We start from the raw sequence: 16,361 nt of genomic DNA, 5'->3' as shown, positions 1-16,361 counted from the left end.
AAGCGGCTGGGCCTTATACACATGCAAAGAAAATCTTTATTGAGCTATAAATAAGAGGTGAATTATGAAAGCGGTTTTAGTATCAGGTGGGGCAGGGTATATCGGCAGTCATACGGTTCAGGCTTTGTCTGAGGCAGGGTATGGGGCTGTGGTGCTCGATAGTTTAATCACCGGACATCGCAAAGCTGTAAGCGAGGATATTCCCTTTTATCAAGGGGATATCGCCGATGAAGGCCTTGTCGCGGACATCGTAAAAAAGGAAAAAGTAAGCGCAGTGATTCATTTTGCGGCTCGGAGCCTGGTAGGGGAATCAGTGCAAAAGCCGGATCTGTATTTTGAAGAAAATGTAGCAAAAACCAATCGCTTTGTAAGTACTTTGCTAAAATGCGGCATGAATAAAATTGTATTCTCTTCTACAGCTGCCACCTATGGTAATCCTGAGGCGATTCCCATACCGGAACAATCGAAAAAAGAGCCTATCAACCCTTATGGGGCTTCCAAGCTCATGATTGAGCAGTCTTTTTTTTGGTTGGAGCAGGCCTATGGCCTAAAGTGGATTGCACTGCGCTATTTTAATGCGGCGGGAGCGGCTTTGGACGGCTCTCTGGGGGAGGATCATACAACTGAGACCCATCTGATTCCTCTAATCCTAAAAACTGCCCTAGGACAAAGAGAGGCGATTTCAGTTTTCGGTGCGGATTATCCGACTGCGGATGGGACCTGTATCCGGGATTATATCCATGTCTTGGATCTGGCAGAAGCTCATATTCGTGCTTTAGAAGCTTTGGATCAAGGTGTGCCGTGTGGCGCTTGTAATGTGGGAACGGGCAAAGGGTATTCCGTACGGGAAGTGATCGCCATGGCCAAGAGAGTTACCGGCATAGAGATTCCGGTTCTTGAGGCTCCCAGAAGGGACGGAGATCCGGAGGTTTTAGTAGCCAAGGTAGAAAAGATTGGAAGAATACTGGGCTGGGAGGCTCGATATAGTGATCTGGAGACCATTATAAAAACAGCATGGGGATGGCATCAAAAGCATCCCCATGGCTATGGGAATTGATATCAACTCTTTGTCCCAGGGCGCAGCGGTCAGATTATGGATGTGCTGCTCGATAGTGGGGGAGCTATTGTAGGTACGGTTCTCTATAATCTGATTGATTCCCATCCTTAGAGGAGACTATATGGATAGGTATTTTAATCACAACATGGTATAATATGGTTGGGGTTATTTGCTAGAGTAAAGAAAAGAGGGATGGCAAATAGAGCACTTTGCTAAAATTGATGAGTTATTAATAAAACTGAATAGCTATAGGCCACTTACCGAAGGGGAACTTCAAAGAATAAGAGAAGAGTTCCTGATCAGCTTTACTTATAACTCTAACGCAATTGAGGGGAACACTCTTACTTTGCAAGAGACTGCTCTGGTGATAAAAGAGGGTATCACAATCGATAAGAAACCTCTTAAGGATCACTTAGAGGCTGTTGGACATAAAGAAGCTTGGCACTACGTAGAAGAGTTAGTTAAGCAAAAGGATCAAATGTCGGAGAAGGTCATTAAGGAAATCCACAGCTTAGTTTTAATGGATAAGCGAGAGGATAGAGGCGTATACCGGAGGGTGCCGGTAACCATCATGGGAGCTACTAATACTCCACCGCAGCCTTATCAAGTTCCGCTACAGATGGAGCAACTTATTTTAAGATACCAACAACCGACTCAACTTCATACCCTTGAGCGTGTAGCGCTTTTCCATTTGGAATTTGAGGCTATTCATCCGTTTATTGATGGTAACGGTAGAACTGGGCGCTTGCTCTTGAATACTGAGCTTATGAAGGAAGGCTATCCACCAATAGACATTAAGTTTTCTGATCGTAAACGGTATTATGATTGCTTTAAAAGTTATCATTCGGATGGAAATAATCCATTAGAGATGGTTTCTTTAGTTAAGGAATATGTAGAGGAGGAACTTACACGGTATCTCGAGCTTATTATGATGGCCAATAATGACTTCTAGATCCCATTGGCTTTAGACGATACTAGAAGCACCCTAGTCGCTCAAAAGAGTGGCTAGGGTGCTTCATGTTACGTACGCTTTATAGAGGATTTGGGAAAAACTTGGCGACCCATACTAAAATAGCTCTTCGCTAGGTGTATACTCCAAGCCATGAGCCTCAGCCACAGCCTTAATCGTCAGCTTTCCTTTGTAAGTATTCAGCCCTTTTCGCAGTGCGGGATCTTCACTCATCGCTTTTTCAGCACCCAAATTAGCAACTCTTAGGACATAGGGCAAGGTTGCATTAGTTAAAGCTTGGGTGGAGGTTCGGGGCACAGCACCTGGCATATTGCCTACTGAATAGTGAATAACTCCATGCTTAACAAAATAAGGATCATCAAGGGAAGTAACACGATCCATGCTCTCAATAGCTCCACCTTGGTCGATGGCTACGTCTACTAATACCGCACCGGGCTTCATGGTTTTTACCATCTCTTCCGTAATCACCTTAGGTGTCTTAGCACCGGGAATCAAAACGGCTCCGATGACTAAATCGGCTCTCTTAACTGCTTTGGCAATATTGTAGTTATTAGACATCAAGGTGATCACCCGACCGCCAAAAATATCATCCAGATAGGCCAGTCTGGCACCGCTGACATCCAGTACCATAACCTGGGCACCTAAGCCTGTAGCGATCTTCACAGCATTAATACCGACATTACCGCCGCCGATAATAACTACCATAGCCGGTTCTACTCCTGAGACCCCACCGAGAAGCATACCTCTGCCACCGTTTGTCTTTTCCAGTAAGTAAGCACCTACTTGAATAGCCATGCGGCCGGCTACTTCACTCATCGGTGCCAGCAGAGGCAAGGACTTATTAGGAAGTTCAACCGTTTCATAAGCTATCCCGATGACCTTAGACTCCAGAAGGGCTTGTGTCAATTCGGGATTGGGAGCTAAATGGAGATAGGTGAAGAGAATTTGATTTTCCTTTAAAAAGGAATACTCGGATTTTAAGGGTTCCTTAACCTTAACAATCATCTCTGCCCGTTCATATACTTCTCGAGCTGTATCAACAAGAAGAGCACCGGCCTCTCTGTATTCCTCATCGGGAAAACCACTGCCTAAACCGGCTGATTTTTCCAAATAACACGTATGACCGGCTTTCACAAGAGCGTCAACACCGGCAGGAGGCATGCCTACCCGATTTTCATGGGCTTTAATCTCTTTTGGAATTCCTACAATCATATTAATCACCTTTTAGCTTTAGTTTCTTTTATACAAAATATTCTGTAATACTCTAATAATATATAATAGAAAAGGAAATGTAAATATAATATTCTTTGACTTCTAAATATTTACAACGTTTAACATTTTGTGCTATGATATTCGCAATAAGCCACGAATTGGGGGGAAATGTCATTTATGAGAGAGGACAATAACCTGCGCGAGTGGCGTTTAGCGAACGGCATGACGTTGCAAGAGCTGGCGGCGAGAACAGGACTTAAGACTAGCTATTTGAGCCAACTGGAAAGTGGCTTGCGGAAAGGGACGCCGAATACCTGGATTAAGATTGCGAAGGAATTAAAAGTACCTGCAAAGACATTCTTCTCCGATGAGATTAAGGAAGCCAGAGCTCTGTATGGCTGTTCGGTTTGAGTGTATGGACCTCCATAGATTTGACAATTGTACGACGCAGTAAAGAACCCTAGTCGCTCATATAAGTGACTAGGGTTCTTTACTGCGTCAGTTACGTTTATCCAGAGGATACATATACTGATCAACTATTGGATTGTTACACTCGTTCCGTCCGATGTCTTCTCAATTGTTGGTGAGTAAATACCTGCCGCATTCTGTACATTGATGAGGAAGGTTGCGGGAAGCCTGGTAATCCGATCCCCGGAATCCACGAGGTGTTTTGCAGTATAAGTGTAGGTTCCGTCGCTATTATAGACTTCAACAAAACTATCCGGATTGCTGCTGTTGATTTTAAAGTTACTAAGCTTGGTGATTGCTTCATCGGTAGTGAATTTTAAGGTGATAACATCGCCAAGGGTAGCTTTGGTTGGGATTACGTTATCAGAAGCTATCGTTACTTTCGAGATGCGGGCATATTTATTAATGATGGTAACTGCACTACTGTTCGATGTTGCTTCAATCGTTTGGGAGTAGATCCCTGCTGCGTTTTGGACGTTGATTTGGAAGGTCGCCGGTACTCCTGTGATCAGATCTCCTGAATCGACTAAATGCGTGGCGGTATATACATTCCCAACTTGTGTGAAGGTATCGGGGTTGCTTCCGTTAATTTTGAAGTTGCTTAATTTTGTAACAGGTACACTCGAGGTAAAGGTTAGAATAATAGTATCACCATTCATAGCTTTAGTCGTATCTGCATTATTCGAGGAGATCTTTACATTACTGATGATGGGTTGTGCTACGATATTTACCGTAGCTTGAGCGGTCTTTAGGCCATCCACTGTTGTGGCTGTAATTGTTGCCACACCCTGGGCTAAAGGAGTGACTACACCCTGAGTATTAACCGTTGCCACGGCTAAGTTGCTGGAAGTCCAGGTAACCTTCTTATTTGTTGCGCTGCTAGGGGATACTGTGGCGGTTAGTACACCTGTTGATCCGCCCGCAGACAGATTCAGGGTGGATGGGCTCAATGTGACACCGGTTACCTTTGTCACATCAGTTACTTGGGAATTAGCCACGGTAACCCTACAAGTCTTTTTCTTGCTTCCGTCTTCCGCCGTTGCTGTGACATAAGCTCGACCGGCGCTGACACCGACGACTTTACCATTGGAATCAACCGTTGCAACAGCCGTGTTGCTGGATTCCCAGGTGACCTTTTGATTTGCTTTTTTAGGAGCGATTTTCACGGCTAGGGTCGAACTTTCTCCGACCTTAAGGTACATTCTCTTTTTTAGAATGATAGAAGACACTTTGTGTGTTTTATAAGTCTTTTGGATTTGCTCATCTTTGGTTTTTTCGGAGATGCTATAGTTGGATTTTTCATGTGATTGAGCCCAAGATGGGGGTGAGGCTAACACAGGTAATGAAGAAGTTAAGATTAAACTCGCCATACAGATCGTTGAGAATAAAGCTTTCGTTGTTCGTTTCACTCGGTGTTCCTCCCTTAATTTTACTGATACGAAATTCTCTGAAGGGCACTGGATTTTTTTCGCCCTTATATTATCTACTACGAAGGGGTACAGGTATTTTATGGGGTGGCTACCTAATTTTATGGTAATAATTTGATGTTTATTGCGTCCTTATTCGTGCTTTGTACGAACGATGGATATTAAAAAAGTCAAGCCTTCATGCAAAATATTTTCGACTTATAAATTGTAGAAAATCTAAAATTCGATATTGACTTAGCATTTAACTTGTGTTAATTTTTACATGTCGGTACAATATTTACATTTGCAATAATTGATATAAGCAATAATTATTGACGCCAAGTTATCATTTTGTAGACGATACTCGAACTATTATTTTTTTTACATACTTTATGAAAGTAAGAACTTGGACTACATATTTGGTTAATTTTTTCTGTTGTTATTAGGGATGGATAGATTTGGGATTCATGACGTCGGGTTTTTGAGTCCTAAAAAATAAACTATTATTATTTTTATGAGGAGGAGAAAAATGAAAAAGACCCTAGCTATTATCTTATCTGCATCACTCGTTCTCTCTGCAACTGCATTGCCAGCCTTTGCTGCAGTTGACACAACGACATCTTCCACGATTCCTGCGGAATCAGCAGCACCTGTTGCTGCACCGGCAGCTCCAAAAGCTCCAGCAGCTACCAAAGCACCGGCAGCTGCAGCACCTGCAACCATGATTAAAGGTGATACTTACACTGTGGTAAGTGGAGATGTTCTCTGGAGGATCGCTCAGAAACATAACATGACAACAGATGCGTTGATTAAATTGAATCCACAACTCAAAAACACCAACTTAATCTTCCCTGGCGATAAAATCGTCGTCAAAGCTACCCCAGCTGCTGCTCCTGCAGCACCTGCTGTTGCTGCTAAAAAACTATACCAAGGAGTTGGTATGGTAGCTAACTATCGTGACAACAGTGCAAGAGGCGCTAATAACGACAACTTAAACATTACTACCGCTAGTGTATTATTCGATGACAAAGGTAAGATCGTCGAGCTCGAGTGGGATGTCGTGGAAATTACCCCCAAGATGTTCCCAGGCTGGATGGATCCTGCAGCAGAGGACAAGTCTTTTTACAAAGATGCTCAAACTAAGGGATTCCCTTGGGAAACCAAACGTGAAGAAGGCTACGCGTATGATATGACTCATTTGAAAGCAAAAGGCGCAGCTGATAACCTCTCTAAAAAAGAATGGTTCGAGCAACTTGACGTTTATGAAGAGCTCTTCAAAGGTATGACTGTAGCAGAAGTAAACGATTGGTTCGCTAAATACTGCGGTCCAGACGGAAGACCTTACAAAATGGCTTACCTTGATAAGCTGACAGATGCACAAAAAGCTGCTATTCCTGCTACCTTCACAGATGCTGAAAAGAAAATGCTTGTAGACGTTACAACTGGTGCTACCATGGCACTTCAAGATCCTCACTCCCGTTTCATCGATGCTTTAAACAAAGCAAACGATGACCAAAAAGAAGTAAAATTCTAAGATCAACTAACTCTTAGCGTAAAGGACCCTGATCACACGTTTGTGCGATTAGGGTCCTTTTGTTGTGCGCCACGCATCTACCCGATTTCTATGGTCCATTACAACGGAAGGCGAAAAATATTTAGCAAAATAATAAAGGTAAAATTCCAGTTCGTATTGAATTCTAGTATAAACTGGAATTTTGCTTACAGAGGAGGATTTAATGAAGATGAAGAAAAAGCAAGTTTTGCTTGTCCTGTTATTATCCGTGATGCTTGTATTGACAGGATGTACTTCGAACCAAATGGAAATTTTCGATGCTTCCCATAAAACGCAAAAGGCAACATCCATGCAGCAGCACCTTACCGTATCTCTAGATTTAAGCGGTTCAGGATTGCAACCGGATGTTCAGGCACAAGTCGACAGTATTGCGGCGATGCTTAATGAGTCAAACCTTGTTCTTGATATGAAGACTTCGGGTAATGAAGATAAGACTGCGGTTCAAGCTGAAGTCGATATGAAGATGGCAATGCCTGGACTAGAGCTCAATATGCCCTATTGGATTGACATGGATCTGAGTGGAGACAATCCTAAGCTAGTTGAGATTTTCCAACTGCCGACCATGGCTAAAGCCTCATTACCTCCAGAATTCATGGACAAGGATTATATGGTAATGAATCTAACGGAGATCGATAGTCAAGAATTAAGCACTCTAGATATGAAGAAACTTATGGACTTCAGCGTAAATTTCCAAACCAAGTGGAACGATTTCTTGGTTCGCTATGCTGAACAGTTTAACCCTGATTTGGAAATCGTAAAGGTTCCGGGCAATGATGGTTCCGCACAATACACAATCAAGCTTGATGATCAAGAATTTAAGAATTTGTTGAGCTACACGGTCAACAATTTCGCCCAAAATGAAGAAGCCGCTGGTTTCCTTAGTGATTACTTTGAGGCGATAATGGAGTTTAGCGCTGGCGCCGGTAGTCCTGAAGCGACCATGGAGATGGAGGAAGCTATCGCCGGGCTAGAGACTGATTCAGCGATGATGCTAGAACAATTTAATGAGATTTTAGAATCCATGCGGGATGTCACAGTTCTCGGTGAGCAGGGTATTGAATTAACGTATACTGTCTCAGACGGATATATTACGAATAGCACGGGTAGCATTGATTTCCAACTGGACTTGGCCCAGCTCAGTGAGCTTTTGAATGCTTCCGGAGAATTTGCTGAGCCTACGGAAGAGCTGGAAGGGGTTATCAATTTAGTCCTTCGTTATACTACGGATACCTCAAACATCAATGCTCCTTTGGACATCCAGATTCCAGAAATGACTGCTGCTAACTCCTTCGATTACTTTGAGATGATCGAAGCAACCATGTCTTCTCTGGAGCCGACTCCTGAGCCAACCACAGATTCAGAAGCGTTCCCTAGCCCAGTCGCTACGGACTATACCGTCCAGCCAGGGGACACTTTGGCGACGATCGCCCTGAATCATTATGGTAGCTATGAGAGCTCTATGAAAATCTACCAAGCGAATCTCGACTTGTTTAAGAAAAGTAATAATCGCTTAGATGCCGGAATGATTCTGCATCTTCCTGCCGAAGGATTACTGGCCTCTTTATCAACTGAAGGGGTCAAGGAAGTATACACTGTGAAGGCAGGCGAGACCTTAGGGGCCATTGCGGAAAAGGTATATGGGAATGGCGCACTTTACACAAAAATATACGAGGCAAACAAGGCAAGATTGAAGAGCCCGAACTTGATTTACGAGGGACAAAAGCTTATCATTCCTAATTAAGGTTTTACCAAGAAGGCAATTCATGAACTGACGAAGGAACCCAGGTCACTCTTTTGAGCGGCCTGGGTTTTCTGATTGTGGCGGCATTACTATCGCTTCAGTATCACTATCGCGTCGTATAAAAGAGAATAATGAATAGTATTTAGAACAAGGTGTCATAAGTGGTCGTTATTTTTCTAAAGGAATAATTCGAGAAAGCGAGAACTAATAAAGGACTGGTATCCTATGAGTGTAGTACCTTTGACCTAGTCGATTCAAAAGAGGAGGCGTTGAATGAAGGCATGCCAAATGACAGCCTTAGAATAGGGGAAAGCCTAACGAAAAGGTAGACACCAATCCGTTAGGCCTCAGAGTATGAAAAAGCACAGAATCTCCTTGAACTGATTGCAGCAGATCAAGAAGTAGAAGAACCGTGAAGACATAGTGTTTTCTCGGATGGTTTCTTATACGCTTTTTCAGATTAACGATACCATATTTTAAGGAGATTCTCCATTAATTTTTATTCATATCTTTAGTGTCTATGCTTAAAGCGTTTAACCGTTAAGAACATCTGAAAGGGGATTAGCGTGAAAAATAACTTAGCTCAGCTCTAAAATGGGTACACTAAACTAAGGCCTCTAAGGCCCAGAAAAAATTAAGCTTCGTTTTAAACCATAGAGATGTCAGTTTCTTTTATTAGACCCAGAGAAATCAGAAGTTTTGCTGCTTGTTTAACTGCTTTCTCTTTCTGCTTTTCCACCATTTCATGTGGCATATCAATTTTATACAGATCACTCGGATTAAACTCTTCACCCGTAACAAACATGTTGTAGATGGCGGTGAGTATCATCCTTGCGATAGCGATTATGGCTCTTTTTTTGCCTCTTCTTTTACTGATGCGTTCATACTTGACTCTGTAGTAAGGAGAGATGTTCGATTTCACGGCTGCATGGGCAACTTGTACCAATGCAGGTTTGAGGTAGACACCAGCACGTGTTATTCGAACCGATTTTTTCTTGCCAGCAGATTCATTGTTGCCAGGCGTTAAGCCCGCCCAGCAGCATAACCGCTTGGAGTTGGCAAACTGAGACATATCAGTACCAATCTCGGAGATGATGGTGATAGCAGAAGCTCTGTCAACTCCGGGAATGGTACAAAGAAGAGTAATCGCACTCTCATACGGTTCGATCAGCTTATCCAGCTTTTTATCTAACTTTGCGATAGACTGTTCGATGAATTCAAGATGAGAACGAACCAATACGATACGTTCCTTTTGCTCCTTGGTCATCTGATACCCTTCAATGGATTCAACCACTGTAACTGCTTTTTTCTTCAAAGACCTTTGGAGAAGGGATGAACAGTATTCCGGGTTGAAAGAGTCCGATGAAATTAAGTAATCCGTGATGGAAGAGGCAGATTTGCCAAACATGTCGGAAACGACAGCATCAAGGGCTACATTACAGATGGTGAAAGCGTTCTGAAAACGGTTCTTCTCACTACTTCTACAGGAAACAAGTTTGAATCGATAGCGGGTGTATTCACGCAGAATGCGAATGGGCTTAGGGGGAATATAACTTCCTGGAACTAAGCCTAAACGAAAAAGGTCTCCAATCCATTTGGAATCTTTGGTATCATCCTTGTTTCCCTTGACAGCCCTTACCCATTTGGGATTGGCGACAGTGGTACGAATGGTATCTTCCAAAAGGTTAAAGATGGGGACCCAGTATTTCCCGGTGGATTCCATGCACACATCAAAGCAGTTATTTTCAATTAGCCACTGCTTAAATTGGAGAATGGACTTGTTAAAAGTAGAGAATCTCTTTTTGGAATAGTGAGGGATAATTCCCTGTGAAGTAATGATTGTGGCGACGAGAAACGTCTTATGCACATCGACACCACAGCAGATAGGGTAAACAACTTTCATAGCACAACCTCCTTTCATTGTCGAGGAGGAAGACATTGACTGAATCGTCACACATTAGCGAATAGCTTAAACAATGATTAGCGTGCGGTCTCAAGGAACCACTTATTTGTGCTTGAAAGACGATTCTCACACAGGTTACTATACTGATTTAAGCCGCGAAGGACAGTCTACGACTCACCTCGCCGTGCTTTGTAGTGTATCTTCTCCTTAGAATAGTCTTAACAAATAATGGTAAAACCGCGCACCCATTTTTCATTACTATTTGTGCCGCCAGCGGTAGCGGCGGAATGGAGGATACTATGAAATATAAGTCAATAATGCCGACCCATAAAGCGAAGCAAAGTGCTTTGGCATGGGTGCTAAGCGTTTGTTTTCTTTTAACTCAAATCTTCTCAGCACCGCCTGTATGGGGTGCCACAGTTGACCCATCCACCAATGCTTTTAACACAGCGCGTCTTGCTGGTGGAGACAGATATGAAACGGCCATCGCGGTTGCCCAAAAGGGGTGGGAAGAATCCGAGTATGCCGTTGTGGCTAGAGGGGATGAGTTCCCAGATGCCCTCAGTGCTGGTCCCTTAGCCTACGCTTATGATGCTCCTATTCTACTGACTGCTCCTAATGCGCTTAATGAAGCTACCTTACAAGAGTTGAAGCGCTTAGGAAGTAAAAAGGTCTTCCTTGTCGGTGGAGAAGCTGCCATTTCTCAAACGGTAGCCGATAAAATTGTTAATTCCGGCATGGAGATCGAACGAATTATGGGAGGTTCCCGCTACGATACAGCTGTCGCTGTGGCCAAAAAACTTGGTGCGAAGAGCGAGGTTATCTTGGCTACAGGTAGCGACTTTCCCGATACTCTCTCTATTTCAGCTCTAGCTGCCAAACTCGGTATCCCCATTCTCCTTAGCGGGAAGGATGAATTGCCGAAGAGTGTGCAAGCTTATTTGGAAGAAAATGCAGTCACCAAGACCTATATTCTTGGCGGAACTGGAGTCATCAGCTCCGCTATCGAGAAATCCGTTCCTCATCCTGTACGTATCGAGGGAAAGGACCGCTATGGTACCAATATCGCGGTCATGGAGCATTTTGCCGCTGAACTGGATTATAGTAATGTCTATGTTGCCCAGGGCAATAATTTTCCAGATGCGCTAGCGGGAGCAGTCTTAGCAGCTAAGAAATCGGCGCCCCTCGTCTTAGCCGGTAAGACGCTATCGGACAGTACCACTGCCCATCTTACCTCTAGTCTTGAACTGGATACTAAGGTTATCGGACTTGGCGGCAAGCAAGTTGTGGCAGTCGACATCCTAGCCGGGATTGTCAACAGTAAGGCACAGATCAAGGTAAGTGAAAAATACAGTCTCGCAGGAACTTACGGACCGGAAAGCGGAACCGCCACGATCGCAGGAGATGTAATCATCAGTAGTCGCGACATTACCCTGCGAGACACGATTATCGAAGGAGATCTTTTACTGGCCGGTAGTATTGGTGATGGCAATGTGGAATTAAATAATGTCACGGTCCAAGGGAAAACCATTGTCAACGGTGGTGGACCGAATAGTATTATCTTAATAAATTTTAATGGTCAAAGCATAACTGTTGATGTACCCGAAGGAAGCAACGTCCGCTTAGTTGCTCAGGGGAGCACGAGTGTAGCAAGTCTTTCCATGGAATCAAACGGTCAGCTTCAGGAATCAAATCTTACCGGAGCCGGTTTCACGAATGTGGTGATCCCAGCCGGCGCTCAAGTGACTTTAAGCGGAACCTTTGACCAAGTCAATATACAAAGTGCGGGAGCCCAAGTCAATGTGCAGCAAGGTAGTATTAATACAATGACTATTGCCCAATCGGCGACGAATGCTGTTGTGAACTTAGCAAGCGAAGTCATGGTAACAACATTAAATGCCGAAGCAGCAGCCAGCGTCACTGGTCAGGGTCAAATAACCAACGCTAACATTAAGACAGATGGAGTGTCCATCGAGCAAAAACCACAGAATGTGACTGTTTCTGAAGGGGTTAAGGATGCCAGCGTAGGCGGTGCGAAGGTCGATGCTACAACGCCACCTCCAGCACCTCCGGCACCGGCAGCAGGTGGCGGCGGAGGCTTTGGTGGTGGAGGCGGCGGTGATAATACCCCGAGCACCACCCCAGTAAGCGGTATTAGTGTTACCGGTGATGCTACTGTTGGACAGACACTAACAGCAAATCCGACACCAGCAAGTGCGACGGTAACGTATCAGTGGATGAGATGCGATACAGTAAACGGCACGTATACAAACATTATCGGAGCAACAAGCAAAACGTATACCCTAACAAATGAGGATCTGTCCAAGTTTATCAAAGTTACTGCTACAGGAACTGGTAGCTATACGGGGACACAAACAAGTGCAGCGGCTCAGGTTGCCAAGATAGTCACAACAGCAGATGAACTAAAGTCAGCAGTAGCAGACCCAAGTGTAAATCTAATCAAATTAGGAGCAGATCTTACATTAGATAGTACGTTAGTTGTGGACAGAGCAGTTACAATTGACGGAAGGGGATTTTCTGTTAATCAGGCTGTTAATATTGCAGCAGACAATGTGACGATAAAGAATCTTACCGGCACGGTAGTGGATCGAGAAACACATCAATTAAGCGGTGTTGGGAGTGCAATGGCATTCTTTGTAAATGCGAACAATGTTACGTTGGATAACATAAAGGTAGATGGGAACTCAATTACTCCTTCAATTGCTGTCATTGGCTGGAAGGGTGCACAATACACAGTTGCGAATTCTGATTTTGCCAATGTATTGACAGGGGTATTTGCCCATCTTGGCAACACTGAATCAGCTTTTCAAAATAAGTTAACAGCTACTGGCAACACCTTTACAAATGTATGGGCCGGTATTGGTGGTACGCAAAAAACTGATCTAACCGCAACAGGTAACACATTTGCTTCTATTCAAGCGGGCGGAGAAGGTATTGGGCTAGGCAGTGGTGTCATGGTTATCGGCTCAACAACTCCAGGTGAAAGCGCTGCGGATGTTAGTTATCTGGAATCCAATAATACATTCAGTTATGGGGAAGGAAATAAAGTCAAGGATTATCGGCTAGCGGCTGTAACATCAAAAGAAGAGTTAGAAACAGCATTAGCCAATGTTAATACTACGATAATTAATATAAGCGGCACGATTGGAGCTGCCGACAATTATACCGCATACGAAATAACCAAATCAGTTAAGATCACTGGTCTACCGGAAGCAAAGGTTTACGGATCATTTATCATCAAAACTGACGGAGTCGTGATTAATGGATTAACTATGTACACTCGCGGTGGTGGCAATGGACCGTTAAAAGCAGCCATTGACGTTATTGCGAAGAATGTAACTATTACAAATAATATTTTTGAATTACCTAATCCAGCTGCCTTAGCATCAAGCGGTGGGGTAGGGAATGGCGTGACTATATGGCCTAATGGACTCGCAAGTACCACGGAAGCTAATTATAATATCAGTGGTAACACTTTTGTGGGATACAGCGCTGATACAGCAAATTGGTCATCTACAGGCTTACAAATCGCTGAAGGACTGGACTTGAAGAGATTTAACATGGGCGGTACTGTGTCTGCTGTGGTAGATCTTGGTGCGGCAGAAGAAATTTTAGCGACAGGTAATACTTATACTGGATGTACTAACAATTATGTCCACAGTAATTGGACTGGCGGAGTGGTGGAATACAAATATTACTTCGCTTCAAATAAAGAGCAACTAAGCAGTCTGGAATATATGGGAGACGGCGGGACAATGCTGTTGGCGGCTGGAGTGTATGAACTATCCGAACAACTGAAAATTACCAAACCGTTAGCTATTGTTGGCGCTGGGGGAGTGATAATTACAGTTGCTGACCCCTTCAATGGGGGAACTCAAAACTCAGATAAGCATTTGATTTCAATTAATAGTGTCCGGGGCCTCGTTAAGCTGGAAAATATGGTGATTCAAAGTTCTACACGATCAGGGATTAATGTCTTTGAATCGGACAATGTGGCATTGAAAAATATTTCTTCTATTAACAACGCGGGAGCTGGCTTGGTCGTAAATAACTCGATAGTTGTCGCTGATGGTTTAAATACAAGTGGCAATGCCTGGGGATATGGAATTAATGTTGACAACGGCTCTAATCCCAGTTTAGGCGCCCCAGCAACAAGATTTACGCTCAATAGCGGAATAATAGCTGAAGCGAAGCAAATTGTCTCAGATGCTGGTAATGTGGAAATAGTAGCACCACCAAATTATTCAGTATTTACTAAAGATGCAAGTAAGGTGTTCGGAGCGAACATCACCAGTTGGTATGGTGATGAGAATAAATACTTGGATACATCGATATACTTTGATTTCGATATCGTGAATGTTTCGGATATTGATTCGATTAAATTCTCATTGTATAACAACAATGAATTACTAGGCACGCGATTCTCAAACGGTGACAATCTGGTTAATCTCTTAAAAGATTGTGCCCAATATTGGGAAAAGAGTGCAGATACCTATACGGAAGTTAAGGGTAAAAGAACGATGTCAGCTGCATTTAGCACTAGGACTGAGGAATCTAACAATAGTTATTGGATAAGTTCGGCTTGTACAGCAACCAATGCAAGTGTACCGAATCAATTGGTTGTTGAAGTTGTATTTGATAATGTAACCTATATGGCGACTTATTCAAGATAATCGTAAAAGGCACCTTGAACTGAATAAGCAACATACGGGAACCCAGGTCACTCTTTTGAGCGACCTGGGTTCTTCAGGTTTACATCCTGCATTTTTATGGTAAAATAGGATTGATAGTTATTGATACTAAAATATATCAGACGGGGTGTGAAAGCGACTATGGAATTGAAAATCTTTACTGAGATGCTTAGAGATAAAAATGCCTTAAACTTTAATAAACTAAAGTACAAATATGGAGAAGAAAATTTAACTGGATATTTAGCTACACTAAGTGAGAGCTTTTATTATAAGATCCAATTGTGTGATTTTAAAGGTATGCCAATAGTACTGCTTCCTGCAAAAATCAACCTAACAACTCAGCTTTCAAGGTCTATAGCAATTTCCTATTCGGGTGAAAAGTACGGGATTCAAGCCATGGAGGATGAAATTATTTCAACGCTGTCCATTGAGCAAATTGACTCATCAAGGGAGAGTGTGAGGAAAATCTTAAATGGCGGGGCACCGGAAACAAGTAATGAAAATAAAGCATATGGCATTAAGCGAGGCTTAGATTTTATAGCAGACTCGACAAACAAAATCACAGAGGAAAATTTATATCAGCTCTACAAGCTTGCGGTTGGTGATTTTTTAAACGATGAAGATAGACTAATGCAGGAGCAAAAATATCGGCATGACGCAGTGTATGTAGTAGGGCAGGATATCGAACATCAGGGGCTTAAACATCAGCTGCTTCCGGAGTATATAGCAGATTTGATTGACTATATGCAGAAGGATGACGGGTTGGACCAAATTGTTAAATCCATTGTAATTCACTATTACTTTGCCTATCTGCATCCATATTTCGATGGCAATGGGAGAATGGCACGGCTCATGCAGCTTTGGTATTTGGTACAAAAGGGCTATACTTCTGCGCTGTTCATTCCGTTTTCTGCCTATATTAATGAAAGTAGGAGTACGTATTATAAAGCGTTTACATCAATAATGAATAATTATAAGGTTTCCCAGATTATAGATGTAACACCGTTTGTGGACTATTTTATCGACTATGTGATTATAAAGCTTCTGAAAAGAGCTGAACCAACGGATTCACTTCTGAAATTTGATGGGCTGCTTCAAAGTGGAGAGATTACAGCTAAGGAAAAGGATTTATTTCATTATGTACTATCTGCCTATGGTGCTCAGGAATTTTCCACAAAGCAGCTTGAAAAGGATTTTAAAAGCGCAGCCTATGCCACGATCAGGAATTTTGTTCTTAAACTTGAGAACAAAGGGCTGCTATCTTCACAGCGGTATGGCAATAGGGTGCGTTATAGGTTGAAATAAGTAAAATCCTGGTC

10 protein-coding genes and 1 pseudogene are annotated in these 16,361 nt (G+C 43.0%); 8 read left to right on the top strand and 3 right to left on the bottom strand.

Annotated features, from left to right (window positions below; genetic code table 11):
* Positions 1-64 precede the first annotated feature (64 nt).
* The 3 genes and pseudogenes from galE (at position 65) to DESDI_RS15305 (ending at position 2,009) form a co-directional block, all read left to right on the top strand.
* Complete coding sequence (gene galE, locus DESDI_RS15310) at positions 65-1,057, top strand: UDP-glucose 4-epimerase GalE (RefSeq protein WP_015263521.1); 993 nt, start codon at positions 65-67, stop codon at positions 1,055-1,057.
* 6 nt (positions 1,058-1,063) lie between these two features.
* Positions 1,064-1,168, top strand: a pseudogene (locus tag DESDI_RS18460) (VanZ family protein); the annotation flags it as partial.
* A gap of 235 nt (positions 1,169-1,403) precedes the next feature.
* Positions 1,404-2,009 carry a Fic family protein gene (locus DESDI_RS15305; RefSeq protein WP_345787195.1) on the top strand — a complete coding sequence of 202 codons (606 nt, stop codon included), beginning with the start codon at positions 1,404-1,406 and terminating at the stop codon, positions 2,007-2,009.
* A gap of 114 nt (positions 2,010-2,123) precedes the next feature.
* Here the strand turns inward: DESDI_RS15305 and ald are convergent, their stop codons facing one another.
* Positions 2,124-3,239, bottom strand: coding sequence for an alanine dehydrogenase (gene ald / locus DESDI_RS15300; RefSeq protein ID WP_015263519.1), 1,116 nt, complete (start codon positions 3,237-3,239; stop codon positions 2,124-2,126).
* Between the two features lie 177 nt (positions 3,240-3,416).
* Here ald and DESDI_RS15295 point away from each other — a divergent pair, with 177 nt between their 5' ends.
* Entirely contained in the window at positions 3,417-3,650 is a 234-nt protein-coding gene (locus DESDI_RS15295) for a helix-turn-helix domain-containing protein (protein WP_015263518.1), read from the top strand.
* Between the two features lie 125 nt (positions 3,651-3,775).
* Here the strand turns inward: DESDI_RS15295 and DESDI_RS15290 are convergent, their stop codons facing one another.
* Positions 3,776-5,116, bottom strand: coding sequence for an Ig-like domain-containing protein (locus DESDI_RS15290; protein ID WP_015263517.1), 1,341 nt, complete (start codon positions 5,114-5,116; stop codon positions 3,776-3,778).
* Positions 5,117-5,642: 526 nt separating this feature from the next.
* Between DESDI_RS15290 and DESDI_RS15285 the strand changes: the two genes are divergently transcribed.
* Positions 5,643-6,647, top strand: a complete 1,005-nt coding sequence (locus tag DESDI_RS15285; protein WP_015263516.1) for a LysM peptidoglycan-binding domain-containing protein — start codon at positions 5,643-5,645, stop codon at positions 6,645-6,647.
* Positions 6,648-6,855: 208 nt separating this feature from the next.
* Positions 6,856-8,427 carry a LysM peptidoglycan-binding domain-containing protein gene (locus tag DESDI_RS18455; RefSeq protein ID WP_282432533.1) on the top strand — a complete coding sequence of 524 codons (1,572 nt, stop codon included), beginning with the start codon at positions 6,856-6,858 and terminating at the stop codon, positions 8,425-8,427.
* A 646-nt stretch (positions 8,428-9,073) separates the two neighbouring features.
* Here the strand turns inward: DESDI_RS18455 and DESDI_RS15275 are convergent.
* Complete coding sequence (locus DESDI_RS15275) at positions 9,074-10,330, bottom strand: IS110 family RNA-guided transposase (protein ID WP_015263514.1); 1,257 nt, start codon at positions 10,328-10,330, stop codon at positions 9,074-9,076.
* A 299-nt stretch (positions 10,331-10,629) separates the two neighbouring features.
* Between DESDI_RS15275 and DESDI_RS17375 the strand changes: the two genes are divergently transcribed.
* Together DESDI_RS17375 and DESDI_RS15265 are read left to right on the top strand one after the other, a co-directional pair.
* Positions 10,630-15,024, top strand: a complete 4,395-nt coding sequence (locus DESDI_RS17375; protein ID WP_015263513.1) for a cell wall-binding repeat-containing protein — start codon at positions 10,630-10,632, stop codon at positions 15,022-15,024.
* A gap of 159 nt (positions 15,025-15,183) precedes the next feature.
* Positions 15,184-16,347 carry a Fic family protein gene (locus tag DESDI_RS15265; RefSeq protein WP_041219534.1) on the top strand — a complete coding sequence of 388 codons (1,164 nt, stop codon included), beginning with the start codon at positions 15,184-15,186 and terminating at the stop codon, positions 16,345-16,347.
* The last annotated feature ends 14 nt before the right edge of the window (positions 16,348-16,361 follow it).

Origin of the sequence: Desulfitobacterium dichloroeliminans LMG P-21439, assembly GCF_000243135.2 — a bacterium.
Lineage (GTDB): Bacteria > Bacillota > Desulfitobacteriia > Desulfitobacteriales > Desulfitobacteriaceae > Desulfitobacterium > Desulfitobacterium dichloroeliminans.
The sequence above is the reverse complement of the archived record's forward strand: the minus strand, read 5'-3'. Positions and strand labels throughout refer to the sequence as shown.